General features: G+C 57.0%; 16 protein-coding genes. 12 read left to right on the forward strand and 4 right to left on the reverse strand.

Going from position 1 to position 16,643, the window contains the following annotated elements; all coding sequences use genetic code 11:
- Window positions 1-10: 10 nt before the first annotated feature.
- The 7 genes from EHF33_RS14170 (at window position 11) to EHF33_RS14200 (ending at window position 8,815) form a co-directional block, all read left to right on the forward strand.
- A complete protein-coding gene (locus EHF33_RS14170) occupies window positions 11-1,189 on the forward strand; it encodes a GntR family transcriptional regulator (protein ID WP_124873350.1) in 1,179 nt (392 codons plus the stop codon).
- 89 nt (window positions 1,190-1,278) lie between these two features.
- Entirely contained in the window at window positions 1,279-2,208 is a 930-nt protein-coding gene (locus EHF33_RS14175; RefSeq protein WP_124873352.1) for a carbohydrate ABC transporter permease, read from the forward strand.
- Between the two features lie 8 nt (window positions 2,209-2,216).
- On the forward strand, window positions 2,217-3,104 hold the full coding sequence (locus EHF33_RS14180) for a carbohydrate ABC transporter permease (protein WP_124873354.1): 888 nt from the start codon (window positions 2,217-2,219) through the stop codon (window positions 3,102-3,104).
- 329 nt (window positions 3,105-3,433) lie between these two features.
- On the forward strand, window positions 3,434-5,248 hold the full coding sequence (locus EHF33_RS14185) for a glycoside hydrolase family 76 protein (protein WP_164473523.1): 1,815 nt from the start codon (window positions 3,434-3,436) through the stop codon (window positions 5,246-5,248).
- Window positions 5,249-5,301: 53 nt separating this feature from the next.
- Window positions 5,302-6,318, forward strand: a complete 1,017-nt coding sequence (locus EHF33_RS14190) for a glycoside hydrolase family 76 protein (RefSeq protein WP_277425550.1) — start codon at window positions 5,302-5,304, stop codon at window positions 6,316-6,318.
- A gap of 92 nt (window positions 6,319-6,410) precedes the next feature.
- The gene (locus EHF33_RS14195; protein ID WP_124873358.1) at window positions 6,411-7,709 is read left to right on the forward strand and encodes a glycoside hydrolase family 125 protein; all 1,299 of its coding nucleotides are present in this window, start codon (window positions 6,411-6,413) and stop codon (window positions 7,707-7,709) included.
- A gap of 209 nt (window positions 7,710-7,918) precedes the next feature.
- Window positions 7,919-8,815, forward strand: a complete 897-nt coding sequence (locus tag EHF33_RS14200; protein ID WP_124873360.1) for a phytanoyl-CoA dioxygenase family protein — start codon at window positions 7,919-7,921, stop codon at window positions 8,813-8,815.
- A gap of 222 nt (window positions 8,816-9,037) precedes the next feature.
- Here the strand turns inward: EHF33_RS14200 and EHF33_RS14205 are convergent, their stop codons facing one another.
- The gene (locus EHF33_RS14205; protein ID WP_164473524.1) at window positions 9,038-10,174 is read right to left on the reverse strand and encodes a transposase; all 1,137 of its coding nucleotides are present in this window, start codon (window positions 10,172-10,174) and stop codon (window positions 9,038-9,040) included.
- Window positions 10,175-10,376: 202 nt separating this feature from the next.
- Here EHF33_RS14205 and EHF33_RS14210 point away from each other — a divergent pair, with 202 nt between their 5' ends.
- The 3 genes from EHF33_RS14210 (at window position 10,377) to EHF33_RS14220 (ending at window position 12,435) form a co-directional block, all read left to right on the forward strand.
- On the forward strand, window positions 10,377-11,003 hold the full coding sequence (locus tag EHF33_RS14210; RefSeq protein ID WP_124873363.1) for a hypothetical protein: 627 nt from the start codon (window positions 10,377-10,379) through the stop codon (window positions 11,001-11,003).
- 80 nt (window positions 11,004-11,083) lie between these two features.
- The gene (locus tag EHF33_RS14215; protein ID WP_124873365.1) at window positions 11,084-11,506 is read left to right on the forward strand and encodes a response regulator; all 423 of its coding nucleotides are present in this window, start codon (window positions 11,084-11,086) and stop codon (window positions 11,504-11,506) included.
- Entirely contained in the window at window positions 11,503-12,435 is a 933-nt protein-coding gene (locus EHF33_RS14220) for a diguanylate cyclase domain-containing protein (RefSeq protein ID WP_124873367.1), read from the forward strand. Before EHF33_RS14215 ends, EHF33_RS14220 begins: the two co-directional genes overlap by 4 nt.
- A gap of 68 nt (window positions 12,436-12,503) precedes the next feature.
- Here the strand turns inward: EHF33_RS14220 and EHF33_RS14225 are convergent, their stop codons facing one another.
- Window positions 12,504-12,761, reverse strand: a complete 258-nt coding sequence (locus EHF33_RS14225) for a hypothetical protein (protein ID WP_124873368.1) — start codon at window positions 12,759-12,761, stop codon at window positions 12,504-12,506.
- Between the two features lie 326 nt (window positions 12,762-13,087).
- Here EHF33_RS14225 and EHF33_RS14230 point away from each other — a divergent pair, with 326 nt between their 5' ends.
- Both EHF33_RS14230 and EHF33_RS14235 read left to right on the forward strand, forming a co-directional pair.
- A complete protein-coding gene (locus EHF33_RS14230; RefSeq protein ID WP_124873370.1) occupies window positions 13,088-13,444 on the forward strand; it encodes a PadR family transcriptional regulator in 357 nt (118 codons plus the stop codon).
- Window positions 13,445-14,551 carry a permease prefix domain 1-containing protein gene (locus tag EHF33_RS14235; RefSeq protein WP_124873372.1) on the forward strand — a complete coding sequence of 369 codons (1,107 nt, stop codon included), beginning with the start codon at window positions 13,445-13,447 and terminating at the stop codon, window positions 14,549-14,551.
- 82 nt (window positions 14,552-14,633) lie between these two features.
- Here EHF33_RS14235 and EHF33_RS14240 read toward each other — a convergent pair whose 3' ends face one another.
- Together EHF33_RS14240 and EHF33_RS14245 are read right to left on the reverse strand one after the other, a co-directional pair.
- On the reverse strand, window positions 14,634-14,783 hold the full coding sequence (locus EHF33_RS14240; RefSeq protein ID WP_124873374.1) for a hypothetical protein: 150 nt from the start codon (window positions 14,781-14,783) through the stop codon (window positions 14,634-14,636).
- A gap of 178 nt (window positions 14,784-14,961) precedes the next feature.
- Window positions 14,962-16,464 (reverse strand): alpha/beta hydrolase, encoded by a 1,503-nt coding sequence (locus EHF33_RS14245; protein ID WP_124873376.1) that lies wholly within the window; start codon window positions 16,462-16,464, stop codon window positions 14,962-14,964.
- Window positions 16,465-16,643: the final 179 nt, after the last annotated feature.

The raw sequence follows: 16,643 nt of genomic DNA on the forward strand, positions 1-16,643 counted from the left end.
GGAGTACGTTATGTTGAGTGTGACCCCCCACCTCTACGAGCGTATTGTCGCCAGCATGCTCGACGACATCAAAGCAGGCCGTCTTCGTCCCGGTGACCGTGTGCCGTCCGAGCATGCCCTCGCCCAGAGCTTTGAGGTGAGCCGCATCACGTCCCGGCGGGCGCTAGAAGTGCTGGCGCAGGCCAGTGTGGTCAAGCGCGCTCAGGGCCGGGGCACCTTTGTGGTGGACGACTTGCCTGATCTGGCGCGGATCGGCGTGGGTCTGGGCATCAATCCCGATCTCGCCGAGGCCGTGCCGACTGTGCCGGGGGTTCGGTCTGGGCTGATCGGGTTGGTCTTGCCCGACTTCAATGACAGCTATGGCCTTCAACTGGTCTATTCGGTTGAGCAAAGTTGCACCCAGAAGGGGCTCGATCTGATTCTCAAGCGCACGTACGGCCTGAGGGAAAATGAGGAACGCGCGATTGCAGGGCTGGTGGCGCGGGGCGTCGACGGTTTGATTGTCTTTCCGGTCCACGGCGAGCATTACAACCCGGTGCTGCTCAAAATCGTGCTGGATAAATTTCCATTGGTACTGGTCGATCGGTATCTCAAAGGGATTCCGGCGCAGGCGGTGGTGACCGACAATCACGCCGCCGCCGCCGCCTTGACCGAGCATCTCATTGATCTCGGCCACCGCGAGATCGCTTTCGTCTCTCCGCCCGTCGAAAACACCAGTGCCCTCGAAGAACGCTTTGCAGGTTGGAGTTCGGCGCTCTCCAAACACGGTCTGCTTTCCCGCCCCGAACTGGTGCTGAGTAACTTGATTTCCACCTTGCCAACCCAGTTCCGGCCCGACAATATCGCTGCCGACCAGACGTTGCTGGAAGCCTTCGTGCGGAGCATGGACGCGACCGCTTTCGTTTGTGCCGAATACAACCTGGCACTCGAACTCGGTTCGACCCTCCAGGCATTAGGAAAAAGAATTCCAAATGACATGTCGGTGGCCTGCTTTGACGTTCCTCATGTTCCCCTGACCTCGCCGCATGGATTGCCAGACCTCACCCACATTCACCAGAACGAACTGGAAATGGGTCGTCTGGCGGTCGAGCAGATTCTGGCCCGCCTGCGCGGTGAATCAGACGCCACCCGCAGGCATGTGGCCTTTGAGCTGGTGCAAGGCCGCTCGACCGGCTCGCCGCCAGCCTGAATTCCGCCTGACCTGCGACTGCCCCGCTATTTTCGTCGCTCTGACGGAGATGACTTTAGGCGTTCTTCTCTTTGCTCCGAGGTGCATCCATGTTGCGAAACCCTCCGGTCGCGCCCACGCGTGCGGTCCCCGCTCCACCTTATCGTTCCCGGCTGCTGCGTCACGAATCGCGGATGGCTTACGCCTTTATCACTCCGGCGATGGGTTTGTTCCTGATTTTCACCCTCCTGCCTGCCGTATTCGCCCTTTTCCTCAGTTTTACCAATTACGACATTCTCAGTCCGATCAAGTGGGTGGGACTCGCCAACTACGAGCGGTTACTCACCGACGATCTGTTTCGGCGTGGCGTGCTGAATGTGGCTTACTACGCGCTGTTGTACGTGCCCCTAATGATCGCGCTCTCCCTCTCGCTGGGACTGGCACTCAACCGCAAGCGGCCTGGCATGGCCCTGTTTCGCACACTCTTTTACCTGCCTGCCGTCACGTCCAGCATTGCGGCAGCAACTGTCTGGACGTGGATGTTCCAGAAAGATTATGGGGTCGTGAATCAGGCGCTGGATGTTGTGGGTATTCGGGGTCCCAATTGGCTGGCCAGCAGCGACAGCGCCATGTACGCCATCGTGATCGTGACGCTCTGGCAAGGACTGGGCAGCAACATCATCATCTACCTCGCGGGGCTAAGTGGCGTGCCGACCTTTTTGTACGAAGCGGCGGCGCTCGATGGAGCCAGTCCGTGGCAGCAGTTTTGCTACATCACCGTTCCGGCCCTGCGCACCACCACTTTTTTTGTGGTGTTCATGTCGTTGATCGGCGCGTTCCAACTGTTCGATCAGGCTTATGTGATGACGCAGGGCGGCCCCGGTTATGCCACCACAACGGCGGTGTATCAAATTTACAGCAACGGCTTTACCCAACTCAGAATGGGTTACGCCAGCGCACAGGCGTTTGTGTTGGCTGTGGCCATTTTGTGTGTTTCGTTGATCAGCATGCGCCTGAACCGCGATTCTGGACTGGGCTGAGGAGCGTGATGAACCGTAACCTTCGATGGACGCCGTGGGTGGTGCTGCGCGAGAGCCTGTTTTACGCCCTTCTGGTGGGGGTCGCCGTCGTCATGGCGTTGCCATTTTACTGGATGGTCGTCACCTCCTTCAAACCTGATACCGATATTTTCAGTGAACCTATTCGCTGGATTCCGCAGCGCTTTACCTTCGAGCATTACGTCAAGGCGTTTACTTTAGTGCCGTTCAGTCGCTACTTCTGGAACTCCACGGTGATGGCGCTCCTGGGCGTGCTGGCCAATCTGGTGCTGGGCAGCCTCGCCGGGTACGCTTTTGCCCGGATGCGCTTCCGGGGCCGTGAGGGCCTGTTCAAGATGAAGCTCGCTTCACTCCTGATTCCAGGGGTCGTGACCCTGATTCCGAGTTTTATTATCCTGAAGTCCTTTCCACTGGTGGGCGGGAACGACCTGTTGGGGCACGGGGGGCAGGGGCTGCTCAATTCCTACTGGGCCATCGTGCTACCGGGGGCGGCAGGAGCGTTCGCCGTGTTTTTCATGCGCCAGTTCTTTCGCACGCTGCCCGATGACCTGATGGACGCCGCCCGCGTGGACGGAGCGAGCGAGTTCCGTATTTTCTGGAGCATCTACTTGCCGTTGTGTGGCCCTGCTCTGGCGACCCTTGGTATCTTCACGTTCCAGGCAGGCTGGAATGTGTTCCTATGGGCCTTGATTGTCTTCAATGACCCAAAGATGTCCACGGTGCAGATGGGGCTGCAAGCGTTCAGCTTCAACCATCAGACCGATTACGGTCCGTTGATGGCGGCCAGCGTCGTGGTTTCGCTGCCTGTACTCATCGTGTTCTTGTTCGCCCAACGCTACTTTACCCAGTCCATTTCGTTTACTGGAGCTAAAGGTTGAAGTCGCCTGCATTTTACTTATGCCTTGGAGCTTGAACGTTGGCTTTTTGCATTACGTGCCCTGAAGCGACTTCATGGTGCCACGATACGGAGGATACATCGTCTCAACACACAATCTTTCGCTGTCTGGCCGTTGAAATTTATATAAAAGGAGTTATCCTGATGCGTCCTACCTCTTGGTTAACTTTGTTGTTGATACCAGCTCTTCTCGTCTCTTGTAATACCGCTTCTGTGTTACCAGCATCAGAATCTCATGGGCAGGTCTCTGGAGTGCCAGCCCACACAACACGCCTAGAGGCTCAGGCCACCACGGCCAATGCAGACGCCGCCATGAATGCTTTTGTGAATGTCTTTTGGGATCCCACCAAAAAATACTTTTACACCAACTCTGACCGCCAGATTCACAGCCATAACTCAGGTCCCAATGGCGGACTTTACACCGACTATTGGTGGGAAGCACAGCTGTGGGAAACAGTGATGGACGCATACGAGCGCACTGGCTCAACCACCTACCGACAGATGATCTCGGACATCTACGACGGCTTCTTCGCTACGTATCCCAATTGGTCAGACAATGCTTTTAACGACGATATCGGGTGGTGGGCGCTCGGCAGCATCCGGGCCTACGAACTCACCGGAGATGTACGCTACCGGACAAGGGCCAAGGAGATGTTTGACTTTATTTACAATTCGGGTGCCTACACCAGCGATTACGGCGGCGGAATCTGGTGGAACCGCATCAATTTCCTGATGCAAAAAAATGTAGCCACCAACGCCACTGCTGCGATCATTGCCATGCGGCTTAAGCGGGCGCTCAACGATCCCTCCTACGCGACCAAAGCACAAAACCTTTTTTCCTGGGTGCGCAGCCGCTTGTACGCTGGAGGCGGTTTGGTGTACGACAATGTCAGCGGCAGCGGAAACGGTACCGTGGCCACCTGGGAATACACGTATAACTTTGGAACTTTTCTGGGAGCGGCACTAGAGATGTACCGGGAAACCAATCAGGTGAGTTACCTCAATGACGCTAAAGCGGCCGCCGATTGGGTGGTCAACCGCATGACCCTGGACGGTACTCTTTTATATGAAGGTGAAGACGATACACCCGCCTTCAAGATGATCTTTGCCCGGAACCTCAACACGCTGCGGGTGGTGGGAAATCAGCCGCAGTATTTGGGCTTTTTACAAAAGAATGGAACCCAAGCTTGGAACCATCGGCGCATGTCCGACGGTATCATCGGTCCCGACTGGACCCAGACGCCAGGCAGCGGTTACATCCAGAGCGTTGCGGCGGCAGCGGGGGCGTCTGTCTTGCAACTTACGCCCCCGGACGGGTTGACAGGTGTGGTCGTGGGTACAGGGGCCTACGAGGCCGAAAATGCCCGTCGCAACGGCATCAACAATGAAAATACTCAAGCGGGATACAGCGGGCGAGGATACTTGGCGGGGTGGAACAGCGACGGTACATCTGTTGATATCCCCGTCAACGTTGCGAGCGCCGGCACGTACCGCCTCGACTTCCGCTATGCCGCCGGTGCTGGCAATGCCACCCGGCAGCTGAAAGTGAACGGTGGATCGGGGAACAATGTAAACTTCAGCGGCACTGGGGGCTGGGGCACCTGGGCCACGGCCACAACGAATGTCAACCTCATGGCTGGCACCAATGTCGTTTCGCTTGGCTACAATTCCGGCACAGGGAGCACCAATTATCTCAATCTGGATCGTCTGAATGTATCGAGTACATCGTCCTTCTCGACGACCCTGGAAGCTGAGAACGGAACGCTGCATAACCTCAACTCTGAAAGTGCATATGCGGGCTATACCGGCAGCGGCTATGTGGCGGGCTGGAATACTGGCGGTCAATGGGTGGATCTGCCGATCACGGTACCTACGGCGGGGACGTACACCTTGACCCTGCGTTATGCAGCGGCAGCAGGCAACGCCAGCCGTTATCTCTACGTCAATGGTGCGGGGGTAGTCAATAACCAGAATTTCCCATCCACTGGGAATTGGGAAAGCTATCAGACTGTCACAGTGTCTGGGGTCAACCTCAACAGCGGCACCAACACTCTCTCAGTCATTTTCGATGGTGCAAAAGGGAGCAACAATTACCTCAATCTTGACAACGTGGTCGTGAGTCGGTGAGTCAATCTATGACTGATCCTCTTGACCTATCCTTCTGGGCTGACCGGGCGGAGATGGCTCAGCAGATGCTCTCCACCCAGTTCTGGAACCCGGCGCAACGGATCATGAATCAATACGCACCCTGCGACGACGGCACCTGCAACGCCCCTTACGTCTACTGGTGGCATGCCCATACCATTGACGTTCTGGTCGATGGCCTGATCCGCACCAACGACCCCCGTTACACCCAACGGATCGGAGAAGCGTTTGAAGGAGCGCGTACCCTCAACGGCGGCACCCTCCTACACAACTGGTACGACGATATGCAGTGGATGGCGCTGGCTCTGCTGCGGGCTTACGAAGCCACGGGTGAAAATCGATACCTGGAAGGAGCACAGGAGTTGTGGTCCGACATACAGGGTGGTTGGAATGATCACTGCGGCGGCGGCATCGCCTGGAAAAAGGATCAGTTGGATTACAAGAACACGCCAGCCAATGCCCCGGCAGCGATTTTGGCGGCCCGGCTCTATAAGGTGCTGGGCCGCGCGGCAGACCTCGACTGGGCGAGGCGCATCTATACCTGGAATAAAACGCATTTAGTTGATATTGCAACAGGCTTCGTCTGGGACGGCATGAACCGCTTGGGCGACGGTCGACTCGAAGATGAATGGCATTTCACCTATAACCAGGGTGCCTATCTAGGCGCAGGACTGGCGCTGTTTGAGGCCACGGGTGAGCAGACGTACCTGCAAGATGCGCTCCGCACGGCAGACGCGGCCCTCATCCGCCTGATTGATGCAGCCAGCGGCCTGCTGCCTTACGAGGGTGATGGCGACGGGGGCCTGTTCAAAGGTATCTTCGTGCGCTACCTCGCTCTTCTGGTGCAGGTCGTCCCCCGCCCGGATCTGGTTGCAATCTTGCAGCACAATGCGGACGTGCTCTGGAAGGCTGGGCGAGACTTAGACACCGATCTGATGGGTCTGTCCTGGGACGAGCGTCCTCAGGATCGTGTGTCGTTGAGTGGACAGCAAAGTGGTCTCATGCTGCTCGAAGCTCTAGCTACGCTGGAGCGCCAGAGCCTACTGTCTTAACACCTGACTGGGAGACTGCCAGGAGAAGCTCTACAACGGTGAGCTACCCTGGTCTACGCTCTCTTTGTGCCTTTTTGTCGAGGAGCCTGTTCATGATGTATACCTCTATTCATCACCTGCAAGCCGAAATGCAAGCTCGCCTTTGCGACCGACCTGATCTTGCCCAGACCTTCGCTCACTGCTTTCCCAATACGTTGGAAACCACGGTTCGCCTGCTGGATGACGGCACCAGTTTCGTGTTTACGGGTGATATCCCGGCCATGTGGCTACGAGATTCCTCAGCACAAGTCAGCCCTTACCTGCCCTTAGCGGCCAATGATGCGGGGCTGCGCCGCTTGATTTCTGGGTTGATTGAACGGCAAGCGAGATATTTGCTGATTGACCCCTATGCTAACGCCTTTAATGCCGAGCCGGACGGCAGTGGTCACTCAGGCGACCGCCCCCGGAAGGGAGCGTGGGTGTGGGAACGGAAGTTTGAACTGGATTCCCTGTGTTATCCAGTGTCGCTGCTGTACCGCTATTGGCAGACTACCAATGATGAAACAATTTTCACTACAGCAGTGCGGAAGATGCTCCACGTGGTGGTACAGGTCATGCGTACCGAACAGCGTCACCTTGAGGAGTCCTCCTACACCTTTGAGCGCCCTGATCCCCTCTTGCCAAGCGACACCCTAGTGAATAGCGGACGCGGCACACCAGTCACTTATACTGGGATGGTGTGGTCAGGCTTTCGCCCCAGTGACGATGCCTGTACGTACGGCTACCTGATTCCAGCCAATATGTTTGCAGTGGTAGTGCTGGGCCAATTGACAGAGATGGCGCGGGCTGTCCTAGGGGACGCTGCCTTGGCAGAATCTGCCGCAGCGCTCCGTGATGAAATAGAACAGGGCATCCAAACGTACGGTGTCATCCAGCATCCTGCGTATGGCCAAATTTACGCCTATGAAACGGATGGATTCGGCCACCACCTGCTGATGGATGACGCCAATGTACCGAGCCTGCTCTCTATTCCGTACCTGGGTTACCGCTCAGCAGATGATCCTCTCTACCGCCGCACCCGGCAATTTATTCTCAGCGCAGACAATCCTTATTATTTTTCGGGCCGACATGCAGCAGGAGTAGGCAGTCCACATACACCGGGCGGACTGATCTGGCCAATTGCGTTGTCCATGCAGGGACTTACCTCGACCGAGCCTGACGAGCGACACCGCTTATTAGCCACCTTGACCGCGACTACAGCTGGTACACACTACATGCACGAAAGCTTTCATCCCGACTATCCGACCCATTTCACCCGACCTTGGTTCGCGTGGGCCAACAGCTTGTTTGCAGAGTTTGTGCTGGCGACTCAAGGATCATTCGCCCAAATCGGGCTGAAGACCTCTGGATAAAGCTCGGTGGTCATCCCGGCCCACCACAGTTTCCTAAGTGTTGTCGCCAATCATCTACCTGGGATCAGATCTGAAAGAGTCAAGCCCGTTATCAATAAGTGAAGCGTCCAGGCTAAGGGATTTCTCTGTGATGCAGAGTTCAGACCGGCCATAAGCTGAATGCATCAATCTGACATTCATCAAGTTCCACAGCGTATTGGAGACTGAAGATGACGAACATTCTCTCGCAGTTGCAGAGTTATGGGCAGGTCCTGAGTTCGGCTCCCCACCGACTGGCCCCACTCCACGCGAGTGATCCATTCAGCCCGATGGATGAACTGCAACGCCACTATCAAGACGCTGGCTACCTGTGGCTCAAGCAACTCCTGCCCCGCGATGAGGTCTTCGCGTTCCGCCACCACTTCTTCAGCGCCATGCAGGACACCGGTCTGCTGAAACCCGGCTCTGATCCCGTGGACGGCCTGTTCTCGGACGAGGAGCAGACACAGCGCTCGCACAAGCGGCTCATGGAACTCGTCCGGACCGCGGCTTACGAAGCGTTTTGTCTTCATCCTAACCTCTACCGCTTCATGGACTGCTTTCTCGGTGGCATGTCGTATTTGCACAAGCGAAAAATCATCCGTTTCACCCGCCCGGGAGAGCCGAACGGAACCCCTGCCCACTATGACCTGATCTATCTGCGCGGCGGGACCGACCGGGTCGTCACTGCCTGGATTCCCATCGGGGATATTCCGGCTCACATGGGCGGTCTGGTGTATCTGGAAGGCTCAGACCGAGTGGGTCGCCAGATGGAAGCAGATTTTTCTGCCATGAATGCTGCGCTCTCACCAGAAGAGCGGATCAGCGCCTACAACCGCAACATGACAAAAGGTGGCTGGGTCAGTAAGGACCTGCCGGACATGGCCGAGCGCTTTAGCAGCCGCTGGTTGTACGCTGATTACGAATCGGGCGATGTGATGCTCCACAGCCCCTACATGATTCACGCGGCAACAGCCAACACCGATCCCTGTCGTCTGCGGTTGTCCACCGATATCCGCTATCAGAATGTCAGTGACGAGATTGATGCTCGCTGGACTCAGCACTGGACTTTAGATGATATGTTGTGACCGATCTTACCAGGGTGTTGTGCAGGAGGAGTTCAGTCTGGTTGACACTGGGGACTGACATGCCAGCTGGCAAACACGAGCACACTGCCGAGGGCTGACAGCCTGACAAATTTGATGAGAAGACGTCTCCGGAATGGGAAAATGCCTTCGGAGACGTCTCCCAACTCTACCAAGCCATCCGACCTTTCCTGGATAGTCTGTTTTGCAGTAGTCCGGAAGGTTTCAGGCAGCCTTGACGCCGAGTGAGAGCAGGTCGGCGAGCAGATCTTCGCATTTCTGCTCTGTCTGCTCCTGCGTCAAGATGCTCAAAATTCTCTCCGCGAAAAACGCGTTGTAGGCGCGGCGTTTCTCGTCTTCCATGCTGAACACCAGCGGGCTGGCCCGCTGGTGTTTCAACTGACTCAACCGAGTTGCCGAGACCGCCATCAAGGCCATATTCCAGTGGGAATGCAGGGCTTCTACCTGCCGCGACTGACAGCCGCTGAGCCCAGCAAACTGCTTCGCATCTCGGAACGGGAACTCCATCGAGAACCGCGCACGGTAGAGGGCGATGATCGTCGCTGCTGTCATGGTGGTGGAGGTGCTGAACAGCACCTCCATCCGGCGTGAGCTTGACCCTGGCCAGACCACGGTGACGACCCGGACCTGACGTTTCAAACTGACCGAGTAAGCGACCACGGTATACACCATGGACTCGTCCGCCCAGGGGATCGCGTCCCAGCGGGAGAAGTCGCAGAGACTGACCTTGCCATCGTACTGCCGAGGTCGACCCGGCTTGCCGGTCCGGGGTCCCGTGAAGAGGTGCTTGAGGTTGGCGTCCTTGCGCATCTTGCCGATGAAGGGCAATTGCCCTTCGTCCACCACGCGAGCAACGAAGTTCAGTTTGGCGTAGTACGCGTCTCCCACGACCGCCTGGACCTGCTTCTTGAGCTGGTCAGGGAGCTGCGCGATGGTGTTGAGGGTGACGGTGGCGTAAAAGTCGACCCGGCTCTGACCGACAGGCAGCGTTGCGGGGGTTTGCGTGATGGACAGCGGAATGGGTTGATGGGTGGCAGGATCAATCCAGGTGACGCAGGTGCCTTCTAGACCCCGCACCGACTGGCCCTGACACCCGGACCAGTACGAGGCGAGATCAGGGGTGTGATTCCCATACTTCGGGATGAACACGGCGTCGACGCCCAGAATGCCGCCGCATCTCAGGGTCTGTTGGTCTTGCGCTTGCAAGACCAGCGTGCTGTTCAACTGCACCCACGGCACGGGTTTCTGGGCCCATGATCGGTGGGTACGGTCCGAGATCGGACCGTACCGGGCCAGATTGGTGAAGTTGTGCCGCCCCGGAAGGACCAGCCAGAGGGTCAAGAGCAGCCGAAGGTAGTGCGGCGGAGTCCAGTATGGCTGAGGGCAGCCGCGAGAATCTGGTCGGGAGTCGTTCGTTTGGTGCGCACACACTGACGAGAACGCCTTCCGTCTCATTTGTCAAAACCTTCCGGACTACTGTATTGAGGAATACTGAGCATATGCGGCCAGCGTGCGTCAAAATTCTCGCTCTAAAGGAAGGACTATGTTGCATCTGATTGAGAAGGGAGAAGGCCGGGTGGCGATTTTTGCGCCCTACACCGAGGATTTTGCTGATCGCGCTCGCAAGATGGGGGCGAAGTGGAGGGAGGTCACGGGCCTGCGTAAAGCCTGGTGCTTCCCCGAAGGCACCCATGCGGCAGCGGTTGCGGCGGCTGTGGAGGTCTTTGGCGTTGCGCCCGCTACCACAGACGAGCCACGCTGCATGTCCGTGCGCGTCAAGGTCCACGACGATGCGGGGTGGAGCCAAGCGGCTGCGCCTGCCTTGCTGCTCGGTTACGAGATCGCCGTGGCACGCGGCAGAGACAGCGGCGCACGCCCCGGTGAGGGCGTCAGCATCCTCACCGGCGAGATCGGCGCTGGTGGTAGCGTTAAACACTGGACCAGCACCGTCAGTGGCGGTACCGAAATCCTGCTGCGCGACTTCCCCGCCAGCTGGCTGGACGCCCTCCAAGAAGATGAACGCATCGAAGTCCTAGAGATCACCCGGACAAGCGACCCGCGTTCGCCCGCTTCGCACCCGATACTGGAACGCGCGGCCATGGTCGTCGAGCTGCTCGAACAGCACGGCTTGACCGCCGACGTCAACGCCCTCGCTGCGAGAACAGCCTAACGGGAGCGCAGGAAGCTCTGAGCAGTCAACCAGCCTGATAACGTGAGGGTGCTGGATATGGAGCGTGCTGAGGAGTGCAAATGCGTAGGCCCTTACAGGTTGTATTGATCGACGATAACCCTGCAGAAATCTTGCTCGCAGAGGAAAGCTTTGCCGCCTTTGATCATCCTACGACCCTCACCGGGTACTTGACTGGGATGAGCGCTATAGAAGCGATGCAGCAACCCGACGCAGTCCTGCCGGATGTGATCCTGCTCGACATCAACATGCCCGAGATGACCGGCTTTGAGGTCCTGAACCTGCTGAAAGCCGATGCCAGGCTTCGCCTCATCCCGGTCGTCATGTTGGCCACCTCTGGAGAAGCACACGATGTCTCAGCAGCGTATGCCTTATATGCGAGTTCGTACATGATGAAGGTGCCCAGTTTTGCAGCGTTCGTCGAGCAGATGGACGTCTTCATCCGCTACTGGATGACTGTCCGCGTGGTTCAGCGCTTTCTATGAAGCCTGCGCTTCCATCCATTCCGTACACGGCTTACCTTGATCCCAAGGACGAAACGTCCTGGCTGCGCTTGCTTGCCTTTGCGCTGGACAGTGCCACCAACGGCATCGTGATCTCCTTGAACACCCCGGAGTTGCCCATCGTGTACTGCAACGCCGCCTTCAGGCAGCTTACGGGCTACTCGAACGAGGAGATCCTCGGTCACAACTGCCGCTTCCTCCAAGGCGAAGACACCGATCCCAAAGCAAGGGCGCAGATGCGCACGGCGTTCGCCGCAGGCGAGCCCGTTGACCTCGTCATCCTGAACTATAAGAAAGACGGCACGCCGTTCTGGAATGCGCTCAACATCGGCCCCCTGCGGCACGAGGAAGGCCAGGTCACGCACTTCATCGGTGTTCAAACCGACGTGACTGAGCGCGTTCAAACGCAACGTCAACTTGAAGCCCAAGTCCTGACCGACGCGCTGACCGGCTTACCGAACCGGGCGCACTTTATGCGCGAACTTGAACGCGCGGCAACTGACCCAGTTGCCCAGGGAAAGTTCGCGGTGGGGTTCATCGATCTCGACGGCTTCAAGAACATCAACGACACCCTCGGCCACGATGCGGGCGACGCGCTTCTGATCCAGGTCGGCCAGCGACTCAAGCGCGCGGTGCGCGGCATGGACATTGTGGCCCGCCTGGCAGGGGACGAATTTGTGATGCTGCTGCCGGGCGTCGAGAGTGACGAAGCACTCGCGATTGTGGCCCAGCGGGCACTGGAGGTCTTTCAGTCCGCTTACGCCTTGCAGGGCGGGCCAGTCTTAATGGGGGCCAGCCTGGGATTTGTGCGGCATACACCGGATGAGACGTCCACAGCGCTGCTGGCGCGAGCGGACCAATTGATGTACAACGCCAAACGAGGTGGTAAGAACAAGGTGGTCATCGACTGAAGCAGGGCTGAGTCGCCACTTCAGCAAAACCCCCGCTGTCTTGGGTGGGGGTTTTCTGAATATTGCCTCTAAATATTCCCCTGGACGTTGACCATGACTTCTTTGATTTCGCCGCCTTCCCAGAATACGTACTGTGCCCGCCTTGGCTGTCGCACCAGTTCACCTTGCAGCTCGAACGGCTGGTGACCACCCACCGCGAAGACCGGAACGAAGCGGAATCGGTCCTCCCCAAGTTCCTCAACGCTCCAAAACACGGGGTGGCGCTTGCCATCGATGGTGACGGTAAAGCTGCTGGGGCCATGGGGGCGAAGTTCAATCTGGGACATCCCGCAGTGTATCGCCGTAGATCTCGCCGCTCTTGCGTGGGCCGAAGCTCGTTATCGTGGAGACCGGTCCAGCGTTTGGTGAGGGCCAGGAGATCGCCACGGTCCAGGTCGAGGATCAGAGGCCTCTCTTCGTCTATTCTTTGAGGCATAAGGCCGCTTATGCCAGGGAGATTTTGGGCCTGAAACCCTGTTCTTTTCAAGAGGTGTAACAGGCTAAGCAGCCCTTGGTGCTGATGATTACGGGTGAGAAGTCGTTTGACATTTGGAACAGGCGAATGCAATATATAGGAACGCGATAGAGTGTTTCGACATAAGGAGGTCTACCCATGCCCAGTTCATCGCCCGACTCACCCGACGCCAATTTGCTGCGCGGCCACCTCGATCTGATCTTGCTCAGCATCATCCAGGGCCAACCCAAATACGGTCTGGAGATTAGCAAGCAGGCGCAGGAGCGCACAGACGGCTACTTTGATCTGAAGGTGGGCAGCCTGTACCCAGCACTGCACCGATTAGAAAAAGCTGGCTTCGTGCGTAGCGAGTTTCAGACTGCCCCACGTAGTGGCAGCCCAGTGAAGGTCTACACCCTGACTGAGAGTGGCGGTCAGGAGTTGGAGGCGCGGCGGCGGGAGTTTAAGACGTTCACACAGCAACTCGGCAAGTTGTGGCAACTGGGAGGCATCTAAATGAAACAGACCGAACGGTATTTGAGACAGGCCACGCGGGGGCTGTGGGGCCGAGCACGGCGCGATCTGCGAACCGAGTTGCAGGGCCACGTTAATGAGCGCATTCAAGAATTTCGGCTGGGTGGCCTGAGCCTGGAGGAAGCTGAACGCCAGACCTTGCGCGAACTCGGCACGCCCGAACGGGTTAGTAGCGGGATGCTGGGCGTGTATACCTTCCCCGCGCTGGGCAAGGCGGGAGCACTGTCACTCCTGCTGGCGACAACGCTAATGACGACGGTGCCGCAAAGCTTGGCACAGGTGAAGGGCATTTACGGCAGTTTCCAAAATACTGGGCCAAACAGTTACTTGGACTTCGAACAGTTGAAGGCAGCCATCGAGAGGGCGGGTGGGGAACTCAAAGGCAAGCCAGACAGCGCTGTTCTCACGGTGCCAGGTGCGGCGCGTGCCCATTACCCGCTCAACTTGTTCAAATGGTCGGACGCAGTGTTAGTGCAGGGGAACAAGACCTATTTCAATACCGGTCTTCTTGTCAGGGGCCTCCTCAGTTCTGGTGCAGATTTACGGATCGTAGGTTGGGAAAATCCCACCTTGAGAGCGGGAAAAGCCAATATTCAATTGGAAACCGACGATCAGCGTGTCGCCAGAGATCTGTACACCAGGACGTTCAACTGGGATAAGACTTTTAACACCGATGGCATCGCATGGAGCCTTGATTTAAATAAAACCATAGAAAAGTCCCTTAATTTCACAGGGCAATTCAAGAAAGGTAATGTGTATGCGCTCGTGCTACCGAAGCTAACCTATTGGACTTCGCAAGGATCGAACAACAGTACGCAAGATGGATATATCATCTTGAGCAGCAGCGTCAACCAAGCTCAAACAGGGAGCATTGCGTTTCAAGTGAATGACTTAAAGCAGCCGTTCAAACTTTATTCCAGCGTCAGGAATTTTCAAGTCGCACTGGACCCATACCACACCATTGCCACTGCACCTGTCGCTCACTGGGATGCTGCCCACCCCGCCCCCGCGCTGATTCTCGAACTCAGCGGGCACTTCGGAGACGACGCCTACACGGTGGTCAATCCCAGCGCGGTCCACATTAAGTAGCCAGCTCAAAGTGCTGATTTGCTCGTTTCTTAGCCATTCAGCAACATCAGCAGCCACCTGAGCGGCCCAACAGGCACTGGTACTAGCTGAGGCTCCGGGCTGGGCAGTGAGGCATAAAGGTTCTCGAATGGTCGTCCAACAGCACCTCTATCCCAGCTGCGGTCAGTTGCGCATACAGCGTTTCCGCCACCTGCATCTGCTGAGCATGGTGCACATCGACCGGCGTCACCATCACCTGATCCTGGGCCGTCGAGTGGACGAAAATGCTATCAGCCGATCCTCGAAGAACAATGGAATTTGGCTGGCAGCTCGTTTTTCGTCCACGCTCATAAAATTTGTCAGGCCCACACTCTCAATGCCCTGGTGCGTGATCAGCCTGCATGGCACGGTCAATTTGCAGCATGAGTCCTTTACGGACTGTAAGGAAGCGTGAACGGCCGTGGTATGGAGGCACAGTCAGGCTTGACACGAGTCAGGGGGTCGGTGATAAACGATGTCATCAGGTCATTGGCACAGGCGTGGGACCCGCTCAAGTCAAGTTGTCCGTGAGCACCATCTACAAATTCCACAAGTTGTGCCTGCGAGAGGTGAGCAGCGACCTCTCGTGCATAAGCTGGAGGTGTTACTGGATCGAACAGGCCCGATAACATCAGGGTCGGTACGTTGCTATCTACAGGTTGGCGCAACGTTGCCGGCAGACGGGCCCATGTGAAGCCTACGCAGGCGGCCGAGTACATCCCAAGGGCCTTGTCAAACACTGCTGTCATGACGCGAGTCGCGCCTGTCGACACCTGGTCCTTAGGTTGACCGTAGGGCACAACCTCGTTACATCCAACAGCAAATTGCATTCCTAGGGTGTTCAGCGCCCCGAGCGCTTGGAGCACTTCGAACAACCCAGGAAGCGACTCGTAATGGCCCTTATCTACAGTGTCGATAAATGCCGGCAAGGAGGGTGTCAGCGCAGTTGAGTAAAGAAACAAGGTGAGCAGGTTACCGAAGTTCGCGGTGTTCAGCGGAATCTGAAGTGGGTGGTTAGACTTCACGTCCTGTACAGCAATCTGCGGGGGATGATGGTCCAGCCTGGACGCCAGAGCTTCTAAGCGCTCGCTCAGTTGAGGGTAGGCACGGTTGCAAGCGGGATCGCTCTTGCAGTACGTCAGGTGAGCGCGCAATGCAGCGTCTGCGGTGCTCAGACGATTTTGAAGATAGTTGACATTGGTCGTGACCACGCCGTCGAGAATAATCGCTCGAAGGAGGTCAGGATGACGCCTCATCACCTCCTGGGCTAAGCGGGAACCGTAGGATCCACCGTAAAGGTTGATTTTGGTTGCGCCAAGTGCCTGGGCGAGTGCGGCCACATCGTCGGCACTTTCTTGGGAGTTGAAGCTATCCAGCTGGACACCTTGGGTTTGGGAACGCTTAAAACAGGCCTGGATGTCCTGCGTAAGCTGCTCAGTACCTTGATTGACTGTACGTGTAAAATTCTGACTCATGTGAAGCACGGCTTCGGGGCAGGCCAAGTTTGGGCGCACCTCTCCTACCCCACGCTGGTCAAATACGATCAAATCGCGATGAGGTGCCAAGACAGCGGCCAAGGTGGTTAACACCGGCGCAAGCGACGCTGTACGCTGGCCCGGTCCACCGTTGAGAATGATGGTGGGGTCAAGCATTCGAGACGCTGCTGGCGCGCGGTAAACGCCTACTGGCAACGCATAATGTGGACCCAAGGGGTCAGCGTAATGAGCGGGGACATCAAGCACACCGCAGACCAGCGTACGGCCGCCGATCGCAGGCATTGCCGTACCGAATTGACAGGCTGTGGGCGTGAATGTAGGCGTGTTCTTGATGGCTGGGGCAGAAGACCCAAACAGCAGGATCGTTACAAACCAGGAAAACTTCTGTTTCATCTGCATGTGAGAAGTAATAATACGACTCTGAATTCGTGCCTCCTCGGCACGAGGTTTGATCTCGTACTGAGGAGGCACGAAAAAGTTTTATTGCAGTGATTGCTTTTCTATGCAGTTGACGTCAATGAAGGCGCAGCAGCACATTTCGGACCTGAGTCGGTCGGTCGAGCACCTTTATAGCCCTT

This window comes from Deinococcus psychrotolerans (assembly GCF_003860465.1).
Taxonomy (GTDB): domain Bacteria; phylum Deinococcota; class Deinococci; order Deinococcales; family Deinococcaceae; genus Deinococcus; species Deinococcus psychrotolerans.

Excerpts from the sequence above, each read along its gene's own strand:
- EHF33_RS14170 (WP_124873350.1), top strand. The coding sequence starts at position 11 with ATGTTGAGTGTGACCCCCCACCTCTACGAGCGTATTGTCGCCAGCATG.
- EHF33_RS14175 (WP_124873352.1), top strand. The coding sequence starts at position 1,279 with ATGTTGCGAAACCCTCCGGTCGCGCCCACGCGTGCGGTCCCCGCTCCA.
- EHF33_RS14180 (WP_124873354.1), top strand. The coding sequence starts at position 2,217 with ATGAACCGTAACCTTCGATGGACGCCGTGGGTGGTGCTGCGCGAGAGC.
- EHF33_RS14185 (WP_164473523.1), top strand. The coding sequence starts at position 3,434 with ATGAATGCTTTTGTGAATGTCTTTTGGGATCCCACCAAAAAATACTTT.
- EHF33_RS14190 (WP_277425550.1), top strand. The coding sequence starts at position 5,302 with ATGGCTCAGCAGATGCTCTCCACCCAGTTCTGGAACCCGGCGCAACGG.
- EHF33_RS14195 (WP_124873358.1), top strand. The coding sequence starts at position 6,411 with ATGATGTATACCTCTATTCATCACCTGCAAGCCGAAATGCAAGCTCGC.
- EHF33_RS14200 (WP_124873360.1), top strand. The coding sequence starts at position 7,919 with ATGACGAACATTCTCTCGCAGTTGCAGAGTTATGGGCAGGTCCTGAGT.
- EHF33_RS14210 (WP_124873363.1), top strand. The coding sequence starts at position 10,377 with ATGTTGCATCTGATTGAGAAGGGAGAAGGCCGGGTGGCGATTTTTGCG.
- EHF33_RS14215 (WP_124873365.1), top strand. The coding sequence starts at position 11,084 with ATGCGTAGGCCCTTACAGGTTGTATTGATCGACGATAACCCTGCAGAA.
- EHF33_RS14220 (WP_124873367.1), top strand. The coding sequence starts at position 11,503 with ATGAAGCCTGCGCTTCCATCCATTCCGTACACGGCTTACCTTGATCCC.
- EHF33_RS14225 (WP_124873368.1), bottom strand. The coding sequence starts at position 12,761 with ATGTCCCAGATTGAACTTCGCCCCCATGGCCCCAGCAGCTTTACCGTC.
- EHF33_RS14230 (WP_124873370.1), top strand. The coding sequence starts at position 13,088 with ATGCCCAGTTCATCGCCCGACTCACCCGACGCCAATTTGCTGCGCGGC.
- EHF33_RS14235 (WP_124873372.1), top strand. The coding sequence starts at position 13,445 with ATGAAACAGACCGAACGGTATTTGAGACAGGCCACGCGGGGGCTGTGG.
- EHF33_RS14240 (WP_124873374.1), bottom strand. The coding sequence starts at position 14,783 with ATGGTGACGCCGGTCGATGTGCACCATGCTCAGCAGATGCAGGTGGCG.
- EHF33_RS14245 (WP_124873376.1), bottom strand. The coding sequence starts at position 16,464 with ATGCAGATGAAACAGAAGTTTTCCTGGTTTGTAACGATCCTGCTGTTT.